Consider the following 24,674-nt stretch of genomic DNA (forward strand, 5'->3'; position numbering starts at 1 on the left):
CGGGCTCGACCGGCGCGAGCTGGGCGCGCTCATCCTGTACGTGGAGGAGCACGGCTTCGAGACGATCCAGGGCGAGCTGGCGCTGACGCGCGACGAGGTGGCCGACGTGCTGGGCAGCGTGTACCGCAAGCTGGGCGTGGGCGACAAGCAGGAGGCGCTCGATTTCATCCATTCCGTTTCGGAATGATGGTAGACGCGCCCGCGGCGGTTGGGCATACTGCGTAGAAGTGAAAGCGCTATGAAGCTGGGGGGCTTCGAGCAAAGGGCTTCATCCGAAGAATGGATGGAGACCGAATATGAGTGCTTGTACTGCTGCGTCCGTCGAAGACGCGGCGAACAATCTTCTTGAGGAACTGAATAGCGGCGCGAAGTGCTTGTGCGTGGAGCACGATGCGTCCGACGACGTTGCGCCGGCGTTGCTGCGCGCGGCTCGCGCTCGCGTCGAGGCGGGGTCGAACGTGCGCGTCGTGTGCGCCGACGCCGTTGCAGCCGCGCGCTTTCGGGCGCTTGCGGCCGACGATCCGCTGCTGGGCGCGCTCGACGTGGTGTCGGTGCGCGAGCTGGCCCTCTCGATTCTGGGCGATGCGCGGGTCGGCGACGCCGTGGGACGCGACGCGCGCGTGCTGGACGAGAACGAGCTGGCCGTGCTCATGGAGGACGTGAAGGTGAGCGGCCTCAAGCCGGGCCGGCTGCGCGAGATGCTCAAGTTCTTCTACAAGAGCATCAGCGACTGCGCCGACGATGACGAGCGCTGGCTGATCACCGCCGAAGAGCAGACCGTGCACGCCATCCTCACCGAGAACCTGGAGGCGCGCCGCGCGCTGCTGCCGTGCGAGGTTTCGTCGCTGGCGTATCGCGGCCTTGTGAAAGCCGAGGTCGAGCGCGAGCCGCTGACGCTGGTGGCAGACGACTTTGGGTCGCTCAGCAAGGCGTCGCAGCGCCTCGTGCGCCATCTGGCGACGGACGGCCTCGTGGCGGCCGGCCGCACGCTGGCCTCGTCCAGCTCCGAGGAGCCGTACCCGTGCTTCGACGGGTTCCGCGCGCTTGCCGACGAGGCCGACTGCCTGGTGACGCTGGCGTGCGAGCGGCCGGCCGCGGCGCGCGAGTCCCGCGCGCTGGACGACCCGGCGGCCGAGTTCGCGTTCGCGGAGGCGTCCGTGGGGGAGTGCCTGGTCGATGGCTTCCGGCCAGGCGACGTGGCTGTGGCCGTGCCGAACGCCGCTTGGGGCGAGCGCATCGCGGCTGAGTTGGAAGGGCGCGGCATCGCCGTGGAGCGCGGGTTCGACGGCGGGAAGATCAAGGGCGACCCGCGCACCGAGGGCCGTTACGCCGACCTCAAGCTGGCCGCGTTCCTGCGGTTGTACCTCGATCCGCACGATTTCACGTCGCTGCGCTCGTGGCTGGGGTTCGGCGATTGGCTGCTGCGCTCCGATGCGTTTTTGGAGCTGATGGCGTACGCGCGCGACCATGAGACGACCGTGCCCGAAGCCGTGGCGCAGCTGCGCACGCAGCGCGACGCCGACCGCTCCTCGACGATCTTCGGGAAGTTCGACGGCCCGCTGGACGAGCTGGACGAGCTGCTGCGCGCCTGCGCTGGCGGGTTGTCGCGCGATGCTGCCGTAGCGCTGTTCGAAGCGCACGGAATGCCGTTGTCCCCGCGCCACGTGGAGCTGCTGGGCGACGACCCTGCGCATGCGGACGTCGAGCGCTTGGCGCGCTGCGGGTTCGCGAAGCCGGTGGAGGACGTCGCGCGCGATGCCGTGCATGTGGTCTCCTACGCGCGCTGCCACGGGCGCCATGTGCGCACGGTGTTCGTCACCGGCCTGGTGAACGGCTTCTTGCCGGCGAACGACGCCGTGGACGACAAGTTCACCATCGACCATCGGCGCGTGGCGCTCGAACGCGAGCGCGCGCTGTTCCTGGACGTGCTGTCCTGTGCGAGCGAACGAGCGGTATGCACGCGGTTCGTGCGCGACCTTTTAGAGAACACCGCGTTCACGAAGGTGCAGACCTCGCGCGTGTTCGTGCGCGACGGCGAGCGCTTCGCGCGCGTGACGCCGTCGGAGTTCGCGTCGCTGACCGACGAGGTGCTCTCTCCCGCACCCGACGCGCCTCGCGAGCTGCCCACGAAGGTGCTGTATAACGTTTCGACGGTCTGACGACCGTCGAGCCTGCTCGACGCTGCGACTTCGCGGGGCGCCCGTCCTTGGCACGATCCCGAAAGCTCGCGTACCGAAGTACGCTTCGCCTTCGCGATCCCGCCAATGCCGGGCACCGCGCGAACCCTCGCTGACTTTATCTGACAAGTGAGCTTGAAAGGACTGATAGATATGAGCGATGTCGATGTATTCGTGATCGATGACGATTTCGATCCCCTGGCCGACCTGAGCCTGGACGACGGCGAGCGGGACGATGCCGAGGCGGATTACCTGCCGCCCATCCCCGATGCCGACAAGAGCGTGGTGCCTCCCGTGGTGCCGCTGTCTGCGGCCGAGCGCATCGAGAATCTGCTGGCGGGCATTCCCGGCCAGCAGTTCCGCCTGCTGCACGCCGTGGAATTCTGCACCGAGCCGAAGACGATGGACGAGGCCGTGGCCGACTTGGATGCGGCGTATCCGAACACGACGAGCGTGTACGGCTCGGCGCAGGTGGTGCAGCTGCTCGAGCGCGACGGCGCGCTGGAGCGCATCGTGGACGAGGACGCCGCCCATGCGGCCGCCGGCGACGCTGCCGATGCGCTCGCCGAGGACGAGGGCTTCATCTCGGTGACGCCCGCTCCGCCGTGCCGCTACCGTGCCACGCAAGCGGGCCTCGATGCCGTCGCGGCGCACGTCAACGAGGGCCTCGTGGCAGAGAAGATCGAGGAGGACGAGCGCTATCTGCCCATCTTCCAGCGCGTGCTTGAGATGTGCGCGCGCGAAGGAGGCTGCCCCACCAAGGAGCTGGACCAGGCGGTGGACGGCGACCCGCTGTGCCAAGAGCCGCGCCGCTTCTGCGGGTTCTTCCGCGGCAAGCTGGAAGAAACAGGCGCCATCGAATGGCGCGACGCCTGGACCATCACCGATCTGGGGCGCAGCGTGCTCGCGTCCGGCTTGTTCGCCGCTGCCTCCCCGTCCGAACGCTAGAGAAGGAGCCACCCATGTCCCACGATCAGGAAACCACCATCGCCGACGTGCTGCGCGGCCGCATGGCAACCTACCAGTTCCTCTCGCGCCTGTTCCGTGTGGAGGTGGATCAGGAGCTGTACGACACGCTGGTGTCCATGCGCTTCCCGACGAACACCGGCAACGCGCTGGTGGACGAGGGCTACCGGATGATCTGCGGCTATCTGAGCCAGGCCGACGGCACGGTGCTTACCGAGCTGGCGGTGGACTACGTGCGCGCGTTCATCGGGTCGGGCAACGACGGCTTTTCGGCCGCGTACCCGTACGAGTCGGTGTACACGAGCCCGAAGCGCCTCATGATGCAGGACGCTCGCGACGAGGTGCTGGTGCTGTACCGCGCCTTCGGCTTGGACAAGCAGGAAAGCTGGAAGGAGGGCGAGGATCACATCGCTCTTGAGCTGGAGTTCGAGCAGATCCTATGCGAGCGCGCTATCAGGGCGTACGAGGCCGGCGACGAGGACGAGTGCCTGAAGCTGCTGCTGTCGCAGCGCAACTTTCTGGAGGACCACCTGCTGGCGTGGTACCCCATGATGGCGGCCGACTTGCAGAAGTTCCCGCAGACCGACTTCTACAAGGGCCTGGGCAAGCTGACCGACGGCTTCCTGCGCAACGACCGCGAGTTTTTGGACGCCGCGCTGTCCGAGAACGAAGCGGAAGTCGAGGTTGCATGATGGACGAGCACGGCATCGAGCCCAAGCGCGATGCGGGCCCCCGCGTGTCGCGCCGCACGTTCGCCCTGGGAGCCGTGGGAGCGTGCGCCGTCATCGGGCTGGGCGGCGTGAAGTACCTGCCCAGCGCAACGTTGCTGCGCCCGCCGGGCGGGCAGGACGAGGAGCAGCTGGTGCGCGGCTGCCTGCATTGCGAGAAGTGCCGCGAGGTGTGCCCGAAGCATGCCATCGCCCCCGCTCATATCGAGGACGGCATCTTGAACGCGCGCACGCCGCGCATGGACTTCAAAAGCGGCTGGTGCGATTTCTGCGAGAACGAGCCAGGCGGGCCGAAGTGCGTCGCGGCGTGCCCGACGCATGCGCTTTCGTGCCCCGATCCGTCGCAGGCGATCATCGGCAAGGCGGAGATCAACCGCGACTGGTGCCTTGCCGCGAAGGGCATGGGCTGCCACGAGTGCGTCGACGTGTGCAACTACGAGGCGCTCGAGCTGGGCGCCGACAACGTGCCGGTGGTGGACGTGGATGCGTGCAACGGCTGCGGCGCCTGCGAGCTGGCGTGCATCTCGCTGTCGGCAGGTTCCATCACGGCCGGCGCCACCGATCGCGCCATCGTCGTCCGTCCGACCGAAGAAGTGGAGGCGTGAGCAGGATGAAGAAGCTCAAAACCTATCGGCTGCGGTTCCTGATCATGCTGGCCCTGCTGGCCGTGGTGGCCGTGGGGTACTTCACGGCCGGCGGCATCGGCAACTTCTGCGGCATCGGCTTCGAGTCCATCACGCTGCTGTGCCCCCTGGGCGCGCTGCTGGCCATGATCGCCGAGCGCACAGCCATCCCGATGGCCGTGATCAGCGTTGCGGTCGTGCTGCTGGTGTGTATCGTGCTAGGCAAGGTGTTCTGCGCCTGGGCGTGCCCCGTGCATTTTATGTCGCGAGGTAGGAAGAAGACCTGCTATTAGGAGTCAAGGGGGAATCCGAGACTTTTTGATAGGAACCTTGAAAAGTGAATGCGAGATAAGAAAGCGCACGCCAACACCCGGCCCCATGCAGGGTGCCGGGCATTGGCGAAGTTCGGTTTTTGCGATCGACGTGGGCTTTCACGCCTCCTTCAGGTGGCCGGGGCGGTGGTTGCGGGGAGGGGCCGGCTCGTAGGGCCGCCCTTCCTTCATCACCGCCAGCGCCACGCCCATGAGCTTGCGGGCGACGCCCGAGAGGGCGACGTAGTGGTGCTTCCCGTCCACGCCCCTCTTCCTGTCGTAATAGTCTCCGAAGTAGGGGTCGTTCTTCCTGGCGCAGTCGGCGGCCTGCATGAACGCCCATCGCAGCGCCCCGGGCCCTCGCTTGGACATGTGCCCGTCGGACCTCACGGTCTCGCCGGACTCGCTTCTCGTGGGGTCCATGCCGGCATAACCCATGAGCCTGTGGGGGTCGTCGAAGGCGTTCGGGTCGCCGATCTCGCCCGCGATGACGGAGGCGAGGGCGACGTCTATGCCGGGGATGGTGACGAGCCACTTGCCCTGCGTCCGCTCCAGCAGGCGGGCCAGCTCCCTTTCGACCTCCTTGACCTGGTCCTGCACGAAGTCGAGCTCCTCCATCAAAAGCCTCGCCTCGAAGGCGAGCGTCTTGGAGCCGAACCCGACGCCCACGGATTCCTTGGCAAGCGCTTTGAGCCTCTCGGCCTTGGCTCGCCCGCACCTCCCGCGCGAAGCCTCCCTGAGGATGCGCTCGAGCGTCCCGACGTCGGTTCCGAGCACCTGGTCGGGCGTGGCGCAGTGCTGCAGCAGCTCGCGGTGGGTCGGACAGTACGCGTTGCTGAACAGGCCTGCAAGCTCGGGGAACGTCCTATCGAGGATGGCCGTCGCCCTGTTCTTCAAGGCTGTGGAGCGCTCCACGAGCGATAGCCTGTAGCGGGCGAGGTTGCGCAGCTCCTCGGTCGCTTCGTCGCCGAGTGCGGAGGGCTCGTAGCGCTTGTAGCGGACGAGGTCGGCTATCATCGCCGCATCGAGCGCGTCGGTCTTGACCTTGCGAACCGTCCAAACGCCGCGGAAGGCGTCGGTCTGGATGGGGTTGATCACCGCGGCCTCGTAGCCATGCGAGATCAGAAAGTCGAACAGGGCCACCCAGTAGCGCCCCGTGGCTTCCATTCCGACCAAGCTGTTCTCCGGGGTCGCGTCAGCCTTGCGAAGCCTCTTCAGCATCTTCGCGAAGCCGTTCGCCGTGTTGTCGAACTTGAACGACTCGACGACGGTGCCTCCGTCCTCGTCGACCGCGCTGGCGACATGGCTTCTCTTGGCGATGTCTATCCCGATGCAGATCATGGCGTCCTCCGATCCCTCGCTTTATGGTGAGGCAGAGGATCTTCCTCTGGCAACCGCAGGCGCAACCTCATTGGATATACGGCGCCGCACGCCATCCTGCCTAATTCGCGTCCACCTGCGGGCCGGAGGCGCCAGCCTTTTTTGAAGAGCCTGGCTCCTGGGGGGTGCGGCAAGCGCCCTCCGCCCCATACGCATCCCTTATCTCACATTCGCGTCTGCAAGAAAAGAGCGCGGCCACTGCGCGAGAAGTGGCAAGAACAATATATGAGGGGGACAAGGAGGGTAAAGGGGGCAAGGTTGCTTCCCCTTGCTCCGCGTGCGCTTCCCCCTGCGGCAAAGCCAAGGGCATCAAGATCGACAGCCGCCATGGCATCCTTGCGGCGGCGTTGGGCTCCTCGCTCGTCTTCGGCTTTCCGGTGTTCTGCCTCGTCTGCCCGATCGGCCTCACGTTTGCCACGGTGCTGCTGGTCATGCGCCTGTTCGCGTTCGGCGACGCCACGTGGACGGTCGTCGCCTTCCCGGTCATCATCGCGTTGGAGGTCCTGCTGCTGCCGAAGTGGTGTCAGCGCTTCTGCCCCCTGGGCGCGCTGCTTTCGCTGTTCAGCGGGCTGAACCGGACGTTCCGCCCCCAGATGGACGCCGAGAAGTGCCTGCGCGAGGGTCGCGGCAAGGCCTGCAACCTGTGCGAGCAGGCATGCCCCGAGGGCATCAACCTGCACGATGTCGCGGCGGGCGAGACCACGCTCAACGATTGCAGCAAGTGCCGCGCGTGTGCCGACGTGTGCCCCGAGCACGCCATCACGTTCCCGTTGCTGCCGAAGAAGCAGGCGCAGGCGACGCCGCTGCCCGTCGACGACGAGATCCCGGAAAGGGGGTAGGTCATGTCCCTGATCAACGGCCTGCTGGCCCTGCTGGGCGAGATCGAGAGCGATGCCATCGCCGTGCACGAGGAGCGCTGCATCTCGGTGCGCAACCGCAATGCCGACTGCCTGCGCTGCGTGGAGGCGTGCACGTCGGGCGCGCTGGCGTACCGCGCGGGCGAGCTGCTCGTAGAGCCCGAGCGCTGCATCGGATGCGGCACGTGCGCCACGGCGTGCCCCACCTGCGCCATCGAGCTGCGCAACCCGACGGATGCCGAGCTGACGGCGCAGCTCAAGCACTCCATCGTGGCGACGAAAGGCCATCCGGTCATCGTGTGCGAGCAGGCGCTCGAGGCGGCCAACGTCGCGGCCGACGATGCGTCGGCCGCGTGCGCGGTGCCGTGCCTGGGGCGCATGGACGAGTCGGCGCTCGTGGGGTTGGCGGCGTACCGCGCCTTCGACGCGACGCTGGCCTGCGGTTCGTGCGAGACGTGCCCACATGCTCCGGGCGGCGCGCTCGTGCGCGAGGTGGTGGAGGGCGCGCGCAACCTGCTTGAGGCGTTCGGATCCTCCATGCCCATCGACCTGGAGGAATGCGTGCCCGAGCGCGTGTTGGAGCCCGGCGGGTCGCACGGCCAGGCAGGCAGCGACGGGGTGGGGCGGCGCGACTTCTTCCGCTCGGCCAAGGACGCATCGACCCGCGCAGCTGGCGCGGCGGTGGCCGAGGAGTTGGGGATGGTCGAGGCCGAGCCCGTTCCTGCGGCGTATCGCAAAGTGGGCGCAGATGGGACGCTGTCGCAGTTCGTCCCCACGCGCCGCGTGCGGCTGTACAACTACCTGCAGCACGTGGGGCAACCGACGGCCGACGAGGTGGAGACGCGTGTCATCGGCGCCGTGTCCATCGATGCCCAGAAGTGCAGTTCGTGCCGCATGTGCGCGGTGTTCTGTCCCACGGGCGCCATCAAGAAGCTCGACGAGGGCGGCGTGTTCGGCATCGTGCACCGTCCGAGCGCCTGCATGCAGTGCCGCCTGTGCGAGCACATCTGTCCCGAGCAGGCCATCGCGGTGAGCGGGCGCGTGCCTATCAAGCAGTTCATGGGCAAGGAAGCCGTGTGCTTCGCTATGAAGCGTCCAACCTGGACCCCGAACAAGCCCTCATCGATGTACGATAAACTGCACGCGACGCTCGGCGAACACTTGGAGATGTGCATGTTCTAGGGAAGTTCCGGCGGTTTGTCGGCCGCCGGAACTGCTCGACGCTGCGGAGCTCCCTGGCACCCGATCTCGCGTCGAGGCCGAGGACTCGCGTACCGAAGTACGCTTCGCCCTCGCCCTCCCCACGATCTCGGGCACCAGGGAGCCCCTCGCTGACGCTACGAACGACCGGTGATTTTGGAGGAACGAACGCATGATCAACTACACGCTGCCGGATTTCACGGTGGGGCTGGGGCTCAACCTGTTCTTCATCCGCTTGCTGGAGCAGCGCCCGGCGCTGTTCCAGGACGGCGTGCGCATCGACAGCGTGTACGGCTGCTTTCCCGCGTGCGACCTGAACGGCGGCCGCGCGTTCTTGCGCGAGCGAGCCACGCCCCGGCAGATGGAGGAGGCGTTCTCGCTCTTGGCCGAGCACGGCGTAAAGGCGCGTCTCACGCTGACGAACATGCTGGCCGACGAGGACGACCTGCGCGACGAGTACCTGAACGCGATGCTCGCCATCGCCGGCCGCTACGATGCCGAGGCCATCGTGTACGCCGACCTCGTGGGCAACTACGTGCGCGAGCGCTACGGCATGCGCTGCGTGCTGTCCACCACGCGCGCGCTGGCGGACGCAGCCGAGGTCAACCGCATGACGAAGCGCTACGACTACGTGGTGCTCGACTACAACCGCCACAAGGATCCGGCGTTTCTCGCGGCGCTCGAAGACCGCGACAAGGTGGAGGTCATGGTGAACGAGTTCTGCGCCTACCAGTGCCCGCATCGTGCACAGCACTACCTCCACAACAGCGAGGATCAGCGGTCGGGCGCGATGCGCCCCTTCGAGTGCGTTGCGAAGCGCGCCGATTTCTTCGACCACGAGCCGGGCCACCCGGTGATCTTCACCGATCAGGAGGTGCGCGACCTGCACGACGAGTACGGCATCGGGTACTTCAAAATCGTCGGCCGCGGCGTGGCCTTCCAAACCGTGCTCGAGGCCTACGCGTACTACCTCGTGCGCCCCAAGTACCGCGAAGACGTCAAGCGCATGGTCATGCGCGCCGCAGGGTAGGGGCGGCGGGGAAGAGCTGCTGGTTTTGCATGGGGTCAGGCGTCTGTTGCACAAAAACCCGTGACGTGCGATCTGAACCGATGTTTTCTTGTCGCCCACTCTGATCGGTTTTGAAGAATCCCCAGGTCGTTGAATCGCCCTCGATTGCAGTGCGCGGTGCATTCGCGAGAGACGGCCGTTCAACGGCCTTCAAGTCTCGTACGTCGCCAATTTTTGTGCGCTGAAGGGCGAATCACGTGCAGATGCCGTTCGCCGAAACGCTTTCGCGCTTTAAGCGTGGGACTTAGGCAGTTGTTCGCTTCTTGTGGAAACGCATTCGCGTCCACGCAGGCAAATCCGCGGCATCAGCTTTCAATCGGTTCGAGATCCACTGCCTGGTCGTCGTCGAACGCGTCACCCGTGGCAACGGCGGTGACGCCTTCGCTCGCTTGCAGTTCGAAGGCGATTTCGGCACTCGCATGCGCCCCGACGGCTTTGAGGGCGTACCCTCCCCGGTCGAGCGTGAAGACGCGGCTTCCGCGAGCCGTTCCTTCGCAGACGGTATCAACGTTCTTCTCATCGACGAATACGATCTTGAAGTCGCCGTCCGATACGGTCGCATCGTAGTCGACGCGAAACTCCCCGCCTTCGTTGGGGACGGAGATCCGAAGCCATGTTTCCAGGCCGGTCAGTCCGCCGATCTTTCTGTCGAACAGGGAGCCGGTTCTGTTCGCAACTGTGTACGTGTCGAATCCTTGGGCGATGCGGGCATCGTCGCAGTAGATCGATTCCTGCATCAGATTGAGGGGTCCTGCGCAACCGGCCAGAACCAGACACGCCGCCGCGAACGCCGTCGCCATGCCGCGTTTCCTGGTCATACGGCACCTCCTTTGCCGGGATCTGCCACTGTCTGGCATTCTAGCAGCTCGAAACGCGTCGGGGGGGGGGGGCGACTTTTTGCCAAGCGGGGCTTCCTGTGGTACAAATGGCCGAATGGGATGACGGTGGAAGGGACGGGCGGATGACCGGGAAGACGACGAGCGCGCAGCGCGATCGCGAGCGGGCCGTGCTGGCGGCGGTCGAGCGGTTCGCGCCGCTGCGGCGCTTGGGCTGGGCGTTTCTGCTGGCCTGGGTGTTCTGCGTGTTCTACACCAACGCGGTGAGCGGCTACACGGGCGCGAAGGCCTCGACGTTGGCGGTTGGTGCGGGCTGGGATCTGTTCTTCACGGGGCTGCCGGTGTCCATGTCGGTGGTCATGCTCGTGCTCATCGTGGTGTTGGAGAAGCGGCTGGGCTCGCCCGCCCAGCATGCGGCGCTGTTCTGGATCGCGCCGCTGGCCACCGCGGTTTCCACGCCGCTGCTGTTCTGTGAGCTGCCCGATTTCGGCGCGACGGCTGCGCTGTTCGTGATAGGTGCGGTGCTCACGGGATTTGGCAGCGGCTTCATGTGGGTGATGTGGGGCGAGTACTACGCGAAGGTGACGCAGGAGGAAGTGGAGTTTCTCGCGCCGTCGTCGGCTGTGGCGGCCGCCGTTCTGGTGCTGGTGGTGTCGGCGATGCAGGGATGGATGGCGCTCGTGGTGGTGACGGCGTTTCCCCTGATGTCGGGCTTGTGCCTGCTGCTGTCGTGGCGGGATGCGCAAGGGCGCGACGCGACCGCCGAGTACCGGGGCGCCGCCGAGCAGCGCGCGTTCGCCGAGGCTCACGACAGCGCGCGGAAGGGGCTGCCGCGCGTGCTGAAGTCGATGGGGCGCGCCGGGTTCGGCATCCTCGCGGCGTGCCTGTTCGTGTGCGTGGAGGGGTCGTTCTGGTCGGGGTCGTCAGGGCAGGATGCGACGGCCGCCCAGGTGGCGCTCGTGGTGAGCATCGCGTTCATGCTGATGGTGGGTCTTTCGGCCACGGCGGGGCCGCGTCGGGTGTCGCTGTCGTTTCTGTACCGATGGATGTGCCCGACGCTCGTGGTGGGCTTCGCGGCGTTCATCGTGCTGGGGGAAACCGCGGGCGCGTACGTCGCCTACGTGGTGGCCATCGCCGCGCGCTTCGCGTTCTGCCTGATCACGCAGATGTATTTCGCGCGCTACGCTGTGCAGGGCGCGGCCACGCCCGTGCAGTCGTACGGTTTGGGATGGATCTTCGTGCACTTGGGCGATCTGCTGGGCGTGGTGACGCTCGTGCTGGTGGAGTCCGGCATGGCGGCCGGGGTGTTCTCGCTCGACCAGGTGGCGGTCGTGTCCATCGCGCTGCTGGTGGGCGCCACCATGTTCGTGCTCAGCGACGGCCGCGCGTTCGCGTTCGGCGCGCGCAACGAGGATGGCGTGCTGCACGATGCCGCTTCGAAGCGGTCGATGCCGGCGGGCGCGGATGCGGGCGGCGCGAACGCCGACGAAGCTGCATCCGCGCCCGCGCCTGCAGCCGATATCGACGAGCTGACCGCCCGCATCCTCGAGCTTGCCGAACGCGGCGGCCTCACCCCGCGCGAGACCGAGGTGTTCGACCTCCTGGCGCGCGGCCGATCGATACCGTACGTGCGCGACGCTCTCGTCATCTCGCGCGAGACGGCCGCCACCCACGCCAAGCACGTCTACGCCAAACTCGACGTGCACTCTCGCCAAGAGCTCATCGACCTCGTGCATTAGCTCGCACGTTGCCTTGCCATCCTGAGCAAGCGCACGGAAAGCCCCGCGTGCGGGGCTTTCCGTTAAGGGAGGGAGGGTTGGTTTTGGTGCTGCTTACGCTGCGCCTAAAGCGTGCTTGGCGGCGATGCGGGCGAAGGTGGCGGTGCGGCCCGCGTTGATGCCCGTGAAGTTGCTGGGATAGTTGTGCGGGTAGAAGCCGCCCTGGTCGTTGCCGCAAACGTAGAGGCCCTCGATGACGCTGCCGTCCTTGCGCAGCGGCTGCGAGTCGGCGTTCGTGATCACGCCGTGGATGGTGACCAACAGCTCGCCGGCGATGCGCGCGGCGTAGAACGGCGGCTCGTCGACGGCGCTCAGGCGGTAGGCAGGCTTGCCGAAGTCGACGTCCTCGCCTGCAGCGACCAGTTCGTTATAGCGTTCGATGGTGGCCTTGAACGTGGCGGTTTGGTCGGCGTCGAACTTCATCGCTTTCGCCAGCTCGTCGAGCGTGTCGCGCTTCTTCAGCGCGCCGCTCTCGATGCGCGGCTCCAGCCAGAACGAGTCGAGGTGCTCCTTCGTGATGGCCTCGCAGTCGTACACGTCGGCGTTGAACGCGGTGCCCGACGGCGCGGGGAACAGGCGCGAGCAGCCGCAGGTGTCGAACCGCTCGATGTCTTCCCAGTAGCTGCCGTCCCAAACGATCCACGAGAAGTGGCCGGGCTGGTTCGCGCCGCCGGCGTAGCTCATGGGGTAGCACTGGTCCTCGTTCATGAAGCGCTCGCCGTTGGCGTTCACGTGGAGGAACGGCTGGCTGCCGGGAAGGAAGATGTCGCCGCCCTGGTAGGAGCCGTCGAACTCGGTGTCGTCGAACATGATGCCGCGGTTCCAGATCATGCAGGCGCCGCCCGCTTCCAGCTCGGCTCCCGCCCACAGCGCCATGCGGATGCCGTCGCCCTCCTCGGTGACGCTGTCGCGCAGCACGCACCAGTTGGAGTTGCCGGGGCACAGGTCCTGCAGCATCTCGTCGTTCGCGCCGTAGCCGCCCGTGCACACGATGACGCCGTTCTTCGCGTTGATCTGGATGACGCCCTTGTCCTTCGACTCCGCGATGACGCCGCACACCTTGCCCGACTCGTCCTGCACGAGCATCTTCGCGGGCGTCATGAACATGACTTCGCCGCCCAGCTCGCCCAGCACCTCGTTCATCACTTCAAGGTGGGCGTACGCGCCGTAGTTCGGGCCGTCGGGGTTGTACTCGCCCATGCAGGGGTTATAGCACATGGCCGGGTAGTAGGCGTGCGGGTCGTCGGGCTTGTGCCATTCGAACGGGAACAGCATGCCCTTGGGCTCAAGCGTCTCCTTCATCCATTCGATCATCTCGCCAGACTTCTCGGCCCAGGTTTTGTACAGCAGCATGTTGGCATCGCCCGCTTGGGTCTGGTTCGCATGGTTCAGCAGGGTGGGGACGTCTTCGACATGGTCGGGCTCCAGCGCGGAGTTGAGCGCGCCGATAGCCTCGCGTGCGGCGGCGATGTTGCCGCCCTTTTCCAGCACGATGACCTTCGCGCCGTGCTGCGCGGCCGTGGTGGCGGCCACGAGCCCGCCGTTGCCGGCGCCTACCACCACGAGGTCGGCTTCCAGCGTCTCGGCGATGTCGGCGGGCATCTCCGGCTTGTCGCGCCAACTACCCTGCGCGTCGGCGTCGGCCTTGCCGCTCTTTCCGCCTTCGGCCTGCGCTTGCGGCGCGCATCCGGCCAGCGCCCCGGCTGCGGCCAGCGCGCCCGTCGCGGTGATTCCCGCCAGGAAGTTGCGGCGGCTGATGGTTCGTTCTCCCATGATTCCCTCCTCGGTCGTTCGGTTTCAACGAGGTGCATGCTACGCGGGTCGCGGAGCCGCATCATCGCGCGGATCCGGGTATATTCGCCTGTGTCCAGGCAAAACGACGAAGATACCCGAAAACGGGGGAGGGCTGCCGAACGCGGTTTGCGAGGTCGGGCGGCGCGCGGCGCCATGCGCGAGGTGCTATCATGATGCGTTGCATGCGACGGGCAGGGCGAAAGGGAGTGCTTCATGGAGCGGACGGACGAGCGATACGGGCGGTACGTGGCCATACTCGAAGAGGAGCTCGTCGCCGCGATGGGATGCACCGAGCCCATCGCCATCGCGCTGGCGGCCGCGCGGGCGCGCGAACTGCTGGGCGCGGAACCTGCCCGCGTGGAGGTGGAGGCCAGCGGAAGCATCATCAAGAACGCGAAGAGCGTGGTGGTGCCCCATACCGGCGGCCTGAAGGGGATCGAGGCCGCTGCGGCTGCGGGCATCGTGGCGGGGCGCGCCGAGCGCAGCCTCGAAGTGATCGCCGAGGTTTCGCCCGAGGAGATTGCGGGTATCGCGGCCTATGTGGAGCGCGCGTCCATCGCGGTTGAGCGCGCCGCATCGGAGCTGGACTTCGACATCGTCGTGCGCGTGTTCTCGGACGCGGAGGCGCAGGCGGCGGACGCGGAGGCTGATGCCTGCGCCTCTCCCGCTCGCAGCGCGCTCGTGCGCATCGCCGACTTCCATACGAACATCGTGCGCGAGGAGCGCGACGGGGAGGTGCTGCGCGACGTGGCGGTGCCGTCCGAAGGCGGCTCGGCCGACGGGATGACCGATCGCGGCGTGCTGTCGATGGAGGGCATCTGGGACTTCGCCATGACCGTGGAGCTGGATGACGTGCGAGACCTGCTGGATCGCCAGATCGCCTGCAACGGCGCCATCGTCGACGAGGGGCTGGCGGGCGACTGGGGCGCGAACATCGGCAGCGTCATGCTGGGCGCCTACGGCGACGACGTGAAGGTACGCGCGTGCGCGTGCGCCGCGGCGGCGTCTGACGCGCGCATGAGCGGCTGCGAGCTGCCCGTGGTCATCAACTCCGGCAGCGGCAACCAGGGCATCACCGTGTCGGTGCCGCTCATCGTGTACGCGCGCCACCTGGGCTCTTCCGACGAGCAGCTCTACCGTGCGCTCGTGCTGTCGAACCTCGTGGCTATCCATCAGAAGACGGGCATCGGGCGGCTGTCGGCGTTCTGCGGCGCGGTGTGCGCGGGCGCGGCGGCGGGCGCGGGCATCGCGTATTTGGATGGCGGCGGCTACTGCGAGGCCTGTCATGCCGTGGTGAATGCGCTGTCCATCGTGGCCGGCATGGTGTGCGACGGCGCGAAGCCCTCGTGCGCCGGCAAGATCGCGTTCTCGGTGAACGCGGGCATCCTGGGCTACGTCATGTACCGTGACGGCCAGCAGTTCTACGGCGGCGACGGCATCGTGAAGAAGGGCGTCGAGAACACCATCGACAGCATCGCCCGCCTCGGCCGCGACGGCATGCGCGCCACCAACGACGAGATCATCAGGATCATGCTGGGAGCGTGAATCGCGGGACGAGCGAAGGGAGGTAATGAACTGTCAACCCCGTCCCTTCGTCTCGTCACAGGGAGTCAACGGGAATGAGTCAACGTCTCGTCTCGAACCGGCGAACTTCGCTCGAATTCTTCGAACGTGGGCGCGAATCGACAGCCATGACATTTTCTCTCTCGCCTGAAGCCGCATATCGTCGTAGGCTCGAAATGCGACCAGGCCTTTTGCGCGCGCTTCTAGCGAGAAGCGCATTTCGAGCACTTGAGAATTGTCATGGCTACCGTTTTGCGTCCACCCGGGACGAGGCCGGAGCGGCCGAAGCGAGGGGAAGAGGTGTCGACCCCGTCCGTCCCCTCGGCTCACCTCTGTTTTTCTTCGTATTCCCAGATCAGCGGCATCACCCCTGAGGTTTGATGCGCGTTTTCGGAAGATTGCGCTCGGTTCAAACCTCTGCGGCGATGCGGTGGGCGTCCTTCTCGATGTAGCATCGGCCTACCGAATCGGGATATTCGGGAGAAGCGAGCACCATCACAACAAGGAGGGCGTCATGTCGAATCTTTCACGTAGAAATTTCATTACCGGTGGAGCTATTGCTGCTTTGGGCGGGACGCTGGCGATAGCAGGTTGCGCCCCGAAAGGCGAAAGCTCGTCGACGGTCGCAGGCGCTGCGGGGGAGGGCGCGCAGGCATGGACCGGCACGGCCAACGGCAAGGGCGGCGAGCTTACTGTCGAGGTCATCACCGAGGGCGATTCCATCGCCCGCATCAACCTGTTGAAGTCGCGCGAGTCCTACGGCGTGGGCACCGCCGGCATCGACGTGCTTTCCGATCTCATCGTGAAGAACCAGACGCTCAACGTGGATATGGTGACGGGCGCCACGGTTTCGTCTATGGCCTTTCTCGCGGCTGTCTCCGATGCCGTCGACGCCTCGGGCATGAAATCGAGCGAATGGAAGAAACGCGAAAAGGCCGTGCCGCAGGCTCCCGAGGGCCTGACGACCGATGTGGATGTCGTCGTAGTGGGTGCCGGAGGCGCGGGCTACGCGGCCGCGCTGACCGCGGCCGAGGCCGGCAAGAACGTCGTGCTGTTGGAGAAACTGGGCATCGTCGGCGGCGATACCATCCTGTCCGGCGGCGCCATGGCCGTGCCGAACAACTGGTTCCGGAAGCGGGACGGCATCGAGGACAGCGTGGAGAAGATGGCCGAGGACATGATCGTCGGCGGCGATCACGTGGGCGACCCCGACCTGGTCAACGTCATCTGCGAAGGCGCGTACGGCGCCATGGAGTGGCTCATCTTCAACGGAGGCGTGGCATGGCAGCCCTACGAGCGCTTCTTCGGCGGCCACTCGGTCATCCGCTCGCTCATCCCCGAAGGCAACGAGGGAAGCGGCATCATCTGCAAGCTGGACAAGCGCGCCGAGGGTCTCAAGAACCTCAAGGTGTGCCGCAACACGAAGGCCGACGAGCTGGTGCAGGACGCCTCGGGCGCGGTCGTGGGACTGAAGGCCACGAACACGGCCACGGGCGAAACCTACGACTTCAAGGCGAAGGCCGTCATCCTCGCGGCCGGCGGCTTCGGCTCCAACGTCGAGATGCGCATGAGGTACAACCCCGAGATGGACGAGAAGATACTCTCCACCGACTCGGTGGGCGCGACGGGCGACTGCCACGTCATGGCCGAGAAGATCGGTGCGAACCTCATCGACATGCAGTACATCCAGACGTATCCCACCTGCGACACGCAGACGGGCGCCCTCTTGTACGTGGGCAACATGCGCCTGGAGAATCGAGCCATCTGCATCAACAAGGAAGGCGACCGCTTCGTCGAGGAGATGGAGCGCCGCGACGTCATCTCCAACGCCATCAAGGAGCAGACGGACGGCATCGGCTACATGATCTTCAACCAGGACGGCCTCGACCACACCGACATCGCCACGGTGAACGCGGCCGAGATGGACGGCTTGTTCGGGCGCGGCCAGCTGGCGAAGGGCGAAACCATTGCCGAGGTGTGTGAACCTTTCGGCATCGATGCCGCTGAGCTGCAAAAGACCGTGGAGAAGTGGAACGGCTACTGTAAGGACGGCGCCGACCCCGACTTCAACTACCGCGCGGCGCTCAATCCTATCGAGGGCGGCCCTTACTACATCTTGGCGTACAAGCCGTCGGTGCACTACACCATGGGCGGCCTGCACATCAATACCGACGCGCAGGTGCTCGATAGCGACGGCGCGCCCATCCCCGGCCTGTTCGCGGCCGGCGAGCAGGCCGGCCATAAGATGGGTACGAACCGCCTGGGCTCTTGCTCCATCACCGACGTGTTCGTGTTCGGCCGCGTGGCCGGTGCGAACGCGGCGGCGCTCGCATAACGCTCGCCAGCCTTGACGTTCCTCCCTCTCCCAGAACCCGTTCGACGGCTTTGCGCTTCGGACGGGTTCGCCTTGTGCGAACGCGTTCCATCGGCTAGTATGTGCCGCATGCGCAGCAACGCTTCCATAGCGGACGATACGACGAAAAAGACCTCCCGGTCAGGCGGTGCCGTGCCGTTCCCCAAACCCAATCGCGCGATGCTGTTCGACAGCGCGGGGCTGGCTTGCTACATCGCTTGGAGCTTCGTGTTCTGGAACGGATCGGTGCTGTTCGGCGACCTGCGCCATGAGGCGCCCGTGGGCGAGGCGCAAATTGTGCAGGCGGCGCTGACGGCCTTGGCCGCGCTCGTGCTCGTGCTGCTAGCGCGCAGGACGGCTCCTCTTAGGCGACGCACCGTGCTGTTGGCGGTGTTCGCCGCCGTGTCGAGCCTGGCCATCGTAGTTGCCGCGCTTGCCGGTTTCGGGCGGGCGCCGATGGGCTGGATGCTGATCGCCTTCGCGCTGAGCGGCTTGGGAAGCACGCTGCGTCTCGGATGGGAAGAGCGCATGAGCGTGCAGGGCGTGGAGCGCACCGCCGTGTGCGCAGGGACGGCGTACTTGCTCGGATTCCTCTTGTTCGCCCTGATCTCGCTGTTGCCCGCCCTGTCGGTGCTCGCGGTCTCCGTGCTGCTGCCGTTCGGCGCGTTCGGGCTGCTCGAAATCGCGGTGCGGGGCGAACGGGAACGGGGCGCATCGGAGGTGCGGATGCTGCCCGCTTCTTTGGACGGCGACAGTCTGCGCGTATCGTTGTCGCGCGTTCCCTGGAAGCCGATGGCGGCTATTTCGCTCGCGTTCTTCGGCTACGGGGCGACGCGGGCGAACGGCGTGATCGGCGGTTTCGAGGTGTCTTCCGAGTTCCACGGCGCGCTGGCCGGCGTGCCTGCGCTTGCGTCGTTCGTCGCTATCCTGTTGGCGTACCTCTTTTATCGCAAGAACGCCATGTTGGCTTTCTACCTGGCGTTTCCTTTGATGGCTATGGCTTCGCTGCTCCCGGCATCGCTTGATCCTTTCGGGGGCGGCACTACGTTCAGTGTGGCGCTGGTGGGGGCGGAGCTGGTTAAGTACCTGGTATGGTTTCTGCTCATCGATTCCTTCTTCAAGGACGGCCTGTCGGCGCTGCTGTGCCTGGCGCTTATGCGATTCGCCCAATGGGGCGGCAGCTGTCTGGGCCAGATCATGACCGATGTGCTGCCCACGTCCGAATCGGTGGCCATCGCCATCTTGCTGTCGCTTATGGCGGCGTTGCTGGTCATCATGGGATCGCCTCTGTCTCTCAAATCGCCTGCCGTCGTCGAAGAGGACGCGGTCGACGCCCTTGCCCTCCGCGTGAAGCGCGTGGCCGTGCAATGCGGCTTATCGCCGCGCGAGCAGGAGGTGTTGGCCATCTGGGCAACCGGCCACACGGGCGCCTACATCGAGAAACAGCTGTTCATCTCCAAGAACACCGTGAAGACCCACCTCAACCACATTTATGCGAAAACGAAGACCGCTAACCGGGAGGAGCTGTTGGAGCTGCTGGAGAGTGTGGACGCCGGATAGCTCGCCCCGACCGATCCTCGCTCGAAAAACACGCCTCGTTCGCTGAGGCGTGCTTTTCGAGATCGTCAAATCGGCGGGTCTGCGAAAGCCACCCCAGTCGCGGCTACTCCTGCGCTGCGATTTGCTCCAGGAATAGGCTGGGCTCTATAGTGCAGGTGCGGATACCGTTCTTGAGGCGGATGCGACTGATCTTGAGCTTCAGCTTGCCGGCGCTTTCGAGGTCGGTGGACGTGAAGTACGACAGCGCCACCGCGCGGCCGGCCTTTCCTGTGAGCGCGCGCACGCGTCGTTCGTCGACGGCGCGCATCTTCTCCTGGCGCTCGGGCGGGGTCACCGTGGCGTCGAAATAGTCGCGGGAGGGGATGAAACCGTTCACGAAGCCGGCGACGATCAGCAGGTCGGGCGAGAAGCCGCAGGCGAAGTCGTAGGGGACGACGGATACCGCGTCGGCAACCTCCAGCGTGGGCGCGAGCAGGCGCTCGGCCATGCGCCGCGCCATCGCCGCAGCATCGGCATCGTAAAGGCTTTCCGGGTTTTCATCGGCTGCGTTGCCGTGCTCGAGGCAGAGCTCGCGCAGAACGGCGGGCGCTTGGGATTCCGCTCCGTCGGTGACGATGCGCGTCAGCTCGTCCAGCAGTGCCGTGCCCCGCAATCCTCGTACCTGCTCGATGAGCGCGCGACCGTCCTTGTAGGCGGTCGCCACGCGTTGCGCGCCCACTACGTGCTCGCAGTCGTTTTCGCTTAGCATCTCCAAAGCGTCCACGAGGCCGATACTGCGCTCCTTCGCGCAAGTCCGCAGGCTGGCGAAAGCCGCGCTGTTCACCAGGTAGTCGCCGAATCCACACCAGCACCGCCAAGCCGCGGTGTCGTCTGGGTTCGCCACGAGGTTGAGGGCCGTGGCGATGCGCGCAGGCGTGCAGCGGGCGTTGTCCCGCACGTCGCCGCGCAGGGGCTGCGAGATGGCGAGCGCTTCGGTTGGCACGCCTCGTGCGTGCAAAGCGGTTGCGATGTTGCGCGACCACACGCTGTTCGGTACGGCCACGACGATCTGCCGTGCGGGCGTTCCTGCGGCGACGGCTTCGGCCACCGTGCGCGCCACCTGTTCGAACTCGGCTTCGGGCGTGTCGCTTGCCAGAGCGACCCGTTCGACGGCATCGGGCGCGTCGGCATCCAGGTGCTCGCAAGCAGCATCGGGATGCGTTGCGAGGAATTCGTCGATTCCGGCGGCATAGGGGTACGAATCGTATGTCTCGATGCAGGTTTCCGCGTCGCCCGCCACGGTGATCGAGCAGGTTGCGACGAGATTCGCCAGCGTCTGCGAGGCACGGCTTGCGCAGGCGTAGTCGTCCATCAACACGTGCGCGTAGGAATGCGCCGCCCGCGCTTCGTCGTGTTCTCGGAGGTAGCGTGCAGCAAGGTTCGCCGCTTCGGGTTCTATGACGGCGCGCATGAAGACCAGGTTCTCTTTCAACAGCGTATGGACATCGGCCTCCTCGCCCGGTAGCAGCCAATCGGGATCGTCGTCCGCCAGCTCGGTCCACGAGCGGTAGAAGAACTTGAGCATCTCGCGCAGCCGCTTCGGCCGCAGCCCGCTCACCTTCATGTCCTCCATGAGGAACGTCTCTTCGAAGGCGGTCAGTAGTCGCGGCTCGCGCCCCGACCAGCGGCGCGCGCCGTCGTCGGCCAGCACGTCGAGCGCTAAGGCGCGTGCGGTGGCGACGGTTGCGCCGGCAGCGCGCTTGGCACCGACGCGGGCTGTCAACCGCTCCGAGAACAGGCGTGCGGCCTGGGGCGTCGCGCACAGCACGAGCACGTTGCCCGCGGCGGCGTTTTCGGCCAGCAGCGCGGCAGCGCGCTCGACGAGACGTTGCGTTTTGCCGGTGCCGACGCCTCCGGTGACGAGCAGGGCCTCGGTCGATTCGCTTGTCGTTTCGTATGCCATGGGTTTTCGTCCTCCCACGTCGTGGTTGTCAGATGAAGGCCGGAAGCGGCATCCCTCTTTTCGCAGGGAGGGGGAGCGGGGATGTCGCTCCCGGGCAAAAGGCGGCTCGTCCCCCAAAGCCCTTGCCAAGCCGCCTTTTGCCCGGGGTCGGGCTCGGCCCGATTCCGGATGCGCGACCAGACCGCTGCAGCTGCGAGCCGGGTCGCGCAGGAGGGGCTTTACGGAACGGGGCGCGCATTCTCCGCGTCGATCTTCTCGGCGTTCGTTGGCACGGCGACAGGTTCTGCGGTAGACGGCGTTCGCCGCGGCAGCAGCGGCATGGTGATCGCGTTCGCAGGGCATGCGTCCACGCAGGCGCGGCACTTGGTGCACTCGCTCCATGCCGCCTGCGAAAGCTGCGGGTGGCGCGGGTCGATGCCCTCCTCGCAGACGCGGCCGCAGGCCCCGCACGCGCCGCCCTTCGCCGTTTCCAGGCACTTCGCATCGTCGATCGTGGGCACGAAGGTCTTGTTCGCCTTCGCGATCAGGCTCATGAACGCCGAAAGCGGGCACAGCTTATGGCACCACTTCTTGAACAGCAGCACCTCGGCGATAAGCAGCGCGGGCACCACGATGAGCGACCAGGTGACATCGCCGTGTGAGAACAGGTTGATGACCAGCAGGATGGTGGCGAACGTGAGTCCGATGGGGCAGACGAGGCAGAACACCGGGAATCCAAAGATGAAGGTGGACGCCAGCGCGCCGCCCAGCACGAAGTGGCGAGCATCGAGCGCGGCTCCGCGCTTGGAGGCGCAGGACGCGCATCCGCTGCCATTCTTCGACCCCTTCGAGCATGAAACGCCCAGCGCGTCGATCTCGACTTTCGTGAGCGGCGCCGCGGCAGGATCGGCATCGTCGCCGCGTTCGACGGGTTGCTTCTTCGCGAACAAGCCGCGCAACTTCTGCACGAGCGGCACGGGGCAAATCCATCCGCAGAACGCGCGGGCGAACAGAACGATGAGCAGCACCATCACGATCAGCGAGATTACGGCGCGCGGCACCATCATCTTGGAGGCGAGCATCGTTCCCAAGGCGCCCAGCGGGCATAGGATGGAGATGTCCCAGATGCCCGGTGCCGACATGGTGCCGATCCCGACGTTCGTGACGAAGCCGACGGCGACGACGGCCACGATGGCCAGTGCGACGAGGGTGCGCAGCTTCTTGGAGTTCTTCTTCATGAGGGCACCTTATCCTTCAACTTCGTCAAGCGGGTGGACGACGATGGCGCGCGCGGTGGCTCCTTCGGAGATGGAGCCGTTCTGCAGCGAGACGCACACGCTCTCGCACGCGCCGCAGCCGTTGCACTTGTCCTCGATCACGACGGGGCGGTTGTTCTCGTCGAGCTCCATGGCCTCGTAGGGACAGGCGTCGTAGCAAAACCGGCATCCGATCAGCTTGTACGCCAAGCACCAGTCCGTGTTGATAACGGCTTTGCCGATGATGGTGTTCTCGGCCGTGGCGTCGTCGGGCAGCTTGAGCGCTTCGGTGGGGCAGGCGCTCACGCACAACGGGGTGCCGTCGTGCTCTTCGGCGCACCAGTCGCACCAGTTGGCCGAGAAGTCGAACGTGGGGGTGCGCATGTTCAGCACACCGTCCTCGAGGTGGGCGGGCGCGATGACGTCGCGCGGGCAGATCTCGTAGCACTTCTCGCAGCGGATGCAGGCCGAGATGAGCCGTTCCTCGTCCTGGCCTCCCGGCGGGCGCACGAGCGGTTGCGATCCCGCGTACTTCAATCCGCCTAGACCTAGCATGACCGCAGCGCCGCCTGCGCCCAGGCACAGCGTGCGTCGCGTCATGCCGGCGTAGGTTTTCTCCTGCTTGTTGTCCATCGCTCCTTCTTTCGATCCTGTGCAGTTAGTCTTCGGCCAGCACGTCGTCGAGGAACGTTTGGTCGGTTTGGAGGAACCCGTCCGTCAAGTACGCCAAGCCCCGGTAGAAGTCGGTTTGCGCGAATCGCTTCATGTCGGAGGTCATCATGGGAGCCCATGCCGCCAGATGGTCTTCGAGAAAGTTCTTCTGCGTGGTCAGCAGCGCGACGGCCTCGTCTTCGTCGCCTTTGCGCAGCGCTTCGACCGTGCGCGTGGCCATGATCTGCTCGAATTCCAGCTCGAGCGCGATATGATCCTCGCCCTCTTTCCATGTGTCCTGCTTGTCGAGGCCTGCGCTGCGGTAGATGGCCAGCACCTCGTCGCGTGCTTCCTGCATGAGCAGGCGCTTCTCGGAGGTGTACACCGATTCGAACGGGTAGGCGGCCGAGAACGCGTCGATGCCGTGTCCGATGAACACGCGCACGTAGTCGATGGCGAGGTCGGTGACGCTGTTGTCCCAGGTGTTGCTCAGGTACGTGGCCAGCAGGCGGTAGCCCTCGTCCACGTTCTCGTTGCCCGTCTTGGCGGGGAAGCGCATGCTGCGCAGCTCGTCGAGAAGGGGCTGGTCCACCTCCACGCGGTACAGGCGCGACAGCAGGCCGTACGTGGCGGCGCGCTGCTCGTTCAGTTTGACGAGCTCCTGCATGGTCGCTTCGTCGGCGAGGGTCTCGGTTGCGGGCGCGGTTGCTTCGGTCATGGTTAGTCCTCCTTGGATGCGGCGGGATCAGGGGTTGCGGGGGTTTCGGGCTGGGTGGCGGGCGCGTTCTCGTCTACGACGTCTGCCAGCATATCGAGGCCGGCGCGTCCGATGTCGGTGATGCACCACGCCTTCTTCCAGGCCAGCGCGTCGCATTTCTCCAGGCGGTCGACGAAGTGGGGCGCGTAGAAGCGCGGCTTCTGCACCAGCGGGTTGTGGTCGACCGCGTTGTTGATGGCGGGTGTCGTGGCGCCGCCGTCTGCTGTGCACAAGCGGAGGATGCGCTGGTAGATGGGCGCGTAGGCGGCATCTTCGTCCAGGAGGGCGCGCAGGCGCTCGAGCGGTTTGTCGGCCTCAAGCGCCGCGCGGCCCGGCTCGGTGATGTGCCAGTAGATCTCGACGGGTTCGCGGGCTTCCAGGTATTCGACGCCGTCGACGACGACGGTCTGTGGCTCGATTTCGATGTCCTCCGCGGGTTCGCCCTCGGCCGTGACGCGCTCGATGGCGCCCGCCTTCTCCAGCAAGGAGCACAGGTTGGCCGCGCTGTACACCGAGAAGTTGTTCTCCTGCAGCTCGTCGACGCGAGCGTTCACGGCGGATGCCGGCTGCGGCTCGGCGCAGGCGGCCAGGATGCCCAGCAGCACCGTGCGGCGCGGCGCCATGGCCTCCAACAAGTCGGCGATGCGCTCTTCAGCGGGCTTTTCGCAGATGGCGGGCGTGGCGGGTGCCATCGCGTCGTGAGCGAGCGCGTCTTCGGCGGCGCTCACCGTGGCGACGAACTCGTCGGCACGGCCTTCGACCTCGGTCGCATCGTCTTCGAAATCTTCAAGTGGATCGAACCCGTCGTAGTCGGGCTCAAGAGAAAGATGCTGGTTCGTGGAATCGTGAGTCATGTTCCGCCCCTCGTCAGACATTGTTTGCACTTACGGCGCA

At 66.0% G+C, this 24,674-nt stretch carries 20 protein-coding genes and 1 pseudogene; 13 read left to right on the forward strand and 8 right to left on the reverse strand.

From position 1 onward, the window contains the following. The 6 genes and pseudogenes from HMPREF1023_RS09685 to HMPREF1023_RS09710 all read left to right on the forward strand — a co-directional run. Positions 1-187 (forward strand): annotated as a pseudogene (locus HMPREF1023_RS09685) (LysR family transcriptional regulator); the annotation flags it as partial. Positions 188-296: 109 nt separating this feature from the next. Beyond that, complete coding sequence (locus tag HMPREF1023_RS09690) at positions 297-2,159, forward strand: hypothetical protein (RefSeq protein WP_009306103.1); 1,863 nt, start codon at positions 297-299, stop codon at positions 2,157-2,159. Positions 2,160-2,330: 171 nt separating this feature from the next. Then, positions 2,331-3,125, forward strand: coding sequence for a hypothetical protein (locus tag HMPREF1023_RS09695; protein WP_009306104.1), 795 nt, complete (start codon positions 2,331-2,333; stop codon positions 3,123-3,125). 14 nt (positions 3,126-3,139) lie between these two features. Continuing rightward, a complete protein-coding gene (locus tag HMPREF1023_RS09700; RefSeq protein ID WP_009306105.1) occupies positions 3,140-3,835 on the forward strand; it encodes a molecular chaperone in 696 nt (231 codons plus the stop codon). Continuing rightward, positions 3,835-4,476, forward strand: a complete 642-nt coding sequence (locus tag HMPREF1023_RS09705; protein ID WP_009306106.1) for a 4Fe-4S dicluster domain-containing protein — start codon at positions 3,835-3,837, stop codon at positions 4,474-4,476. The genes HMPREF1023_RS09700 and HMPREF1023_RS09705 overlap by 1 nt, the downstream gene beginning before the upstream one ends. A 5-nt stretch (positions 4,477-4,481) precedes the next feature. Further along, complete coding sequence (locus HMPREF1023_RS09710; protein WP_009306107.1) at positions 4,482-4,787, forward strand: 4Fe-4S binding protein; 306 nt, start codon at positions 4,482-4,484, stop codon at positions 4,785-4,787. Positions 4,788-4,925: 138 nt separating this feature from the next. Here the strand turns inward: HMPREF1023_RS09710 and HMPREF1023_RS09715 are convergent, their stop codons facing one another. After that, entirely contained in the window at positions 4,926-6,146 is a 1,221-nt protein-coding gene (locus HMPREF1023_RS09715; RefSeq protein ID WP_009306108.1) for an IS110 family transposase, read from the reverse strand. Between the two features lie 248 nt (positions 6,147-6,394). Here HMPREF1023_RS09715 and HMPREF1023_RS09720 point away from each other — a divergent pair, with 248 nt between their 5' ends. From HMPREF1023_RS09720 to HMPREF1023_RS09730, 3 genes are all read left to right on the forward strand, one after another. Next, complete coding sequence (locus tag HMPREF1023_RS09720) at positions 6,395-7,024, forward strand: 4Fe-4S binding protein (protein WP_015760005.1); 630 nt, start codon at positions 6,395-6,397, stop codon at positions 7,022-7,024. Positions 7,025-7,027: 3 nt separating this feature from the next. Continuing rightward, positions 7,028-8,224, forward strand: coding sequence for a ferredoxin family protein (locus HMPREF1023_RS09725; RefSeq protein ID WP_009306110.1), 1,197 nt, complete (start codon positions 7,028-7,030; stop codon positions 8,222-8,224). Positions 8,225-8,414: 190 nt separating this feature from the next. Next, complete coding sequence (locus HMPREF1023_RS09730) at positions 8,415-9,272, forward strand: hypothetical protein (RefSeq protein WP_009306111.1); 858 nt, start codon at positions 8,415-8,417, stop codon at positions 9,270-9,272. A 344-nt stretch (positions 9,273-9,616) separates the two neighbouring features. Here the strand turns inward: HMPREF1023_RS09730 and HMPREF1023_RS09735 are convergent, their stop codons facing one another. Then, a complete protein-coding gene (locus HMPREF1023_RS09735) occupies positions 9,617-10,129 on the reverse strand; it encodes a hypothetical protein (RefSeq protein ID WP_015760006.1) in 513 nt (170 codons plus the stop codon). A gap of 143 nt (positions 10,130-10,272) precedes the next feature. Between HMPREF1023_RS09735 and HMPREF1023_RS09740 the strand changes: the two genes are divergently transcribed. Further along, positions 10,273-11,886 carry a helix-turn-helix transcriptional regulator gene (locus tag HMPREF1023_RS09740; protein WP_015760007.1) on the forward strand — a complete coding sequence of 538 codons (1,614 nt, stop codon included), beginning with the start codon at positions 10,273-10,275 and terminating at the stop codon, positions 11,884-11,886. Between the two features lie 93 nt (positions 11,887-11,979). Here HMPREF1023_RS09740 and HMPREF1023_RS09745 read toward each other — a convergent pair whose 3' ends face one another. Beyond that, positions 11,980-13,698: an FAD-dependent oxidoreductase gene (locus tag HMPREF1023_RS09745; protein ID WP_009306114.1), complete on the reverse strand. Its 1,719-nt coding sequence runs from the start codon at positions 13,696-13,698 to the stop codon at positions 11,980-11,982. 234 nt (positions 13,699-13,932) lie between these two features. Here HMPREF1023_RS09745 and HMPREF1023_RS09750 point away from each other — a divergent pair, with 234 nt between their 5' ends. The 3 genes from HMPREF1023_RS09750 to HMPREF1023_RS09760 all read left to right on the forward strand — a co-directional run bounded on the left by HMPREF1023_RS09750 (position 13,933) and on the right by HMPREF1023_RS09760 (position 19,195). Next, entirely contained in the window at positions 13,933-15,264 is a 1,332-nt protein-coding gene (locus tag HMPREF1023_RS09750) for a serine dehydratase subunit alpha family protein (protein WP_009306115.1), read from the forward strand. A 532-nt stretch (positions 15,265-15,796) separates the two neighbouring features. Continuing rightward, positions 15,797-17,617, forward strand: a complete 1,821-nt coding sequence (locus tag HMPREF1023_RS09755; protein WP_035578797.1) for a flavocytochrome c — start codon at positions 15,797-15,799, stop codon at positions 17,615-17,617. Positions 17,618-17,788: 171 nt separating this feature from the next. Beyond that, a complete protein-coding gene (locus HMPREF1023_RS09760) occupies positions 17,789-19,195 on the forward strand; it encodes a helix-turn-helix transcriptional regulator (RefSeq protein ID WP_015760011.1) in 1,407 nt (468 codons plus the stop codon). A 103-nt stretch (positions 19,196-19,298) separates the two neighbouring features. Here HMPREF1023_RS09760 and HMPREF1023_RS09765 read toward each other — a convergent pair whose 3' ends face one another. The 5 genes from HMPREF1023_RS09765 to HMPREF1023_RS09785 all read right to left on the reverse strand — a co-directional run bounded on the left by HMPREF1023_RS09765 (position 19,299) and on the right by HMPREF1023_RS09785 (position 24,634). Next, a complete protein-coding gene (locus tag HMPREF1023_RS09765) occupies positions 19,299-21,137 on the reverse strand; it encodes a UvrD-helicase domain-containing protein (protein ID WP_009306118.1) in 1,839 nt (612 codons plus the stop codon). 218 nt (positions 21,138-21,355) lie between these two features. Beyond that, positions 21,356-22,354 carry a 4Fe-4S binding protein gene (locus HMPREF1023_RS09770; RefSeq protein WP_009306119.1) on the reverse strand — a complete coding sequence of 333 codons (999 nt, stop codon included), beginning with the start codon at positions 22,352-22,354 and terminating at the stop codon, positions 21,356-21,358. Between the two features lie 9 nt (positions 22,355-22,363). Beyond that, entirely contained in the window at positions 22,364-23,005 is a 642-nt protein-coding gene (locus HMPREF1023_RS09775) for a 4Fe-4S dicluster domain-containing protein (protein WP_009306120.1), read from the reverse strand. A gap of 25 nt (positions 23,006-23,030) precedes the next feature. Beyond that, positions 23,031-23,741: a molecular chaperone gene (locus tag HMPREF1023_RS09780; RefSeq protein WP_009306121.1), complete on the reverse strand. Its 711-nt coding sequence runs from the start codon at positions 23,739-23,741 to the stop codon at positions 23,031-23,033. Between the two features lie 2 nt (positions 23,742-23,743). Next, positions 23,744-24,634 (reverse strand): hypothetical protein, encoded by an 891-nt coding sequence (locus tag HMPREF1023_RS09785; RefSeq protein ID WP_009306122.1) that lies wholly within the window; start codon positions 24,632-24,634, stop codon positions 23,744-23,746. Between the last annotated feature and the right edge of the window lie 40 nt (positions 24,635-24,674).

The sequence above is a fragment of the Eggerthella sp. 1_3_56FAA genome (assembly GCF_000185625.1).
GTDB classification, from domain to species: domain Bacteria; phylum Actinomycetota; class Coriobacteriia; order Coriobacteriales; family Eggerthellaceae; genus Eggerthella; species Eggerthella lenta.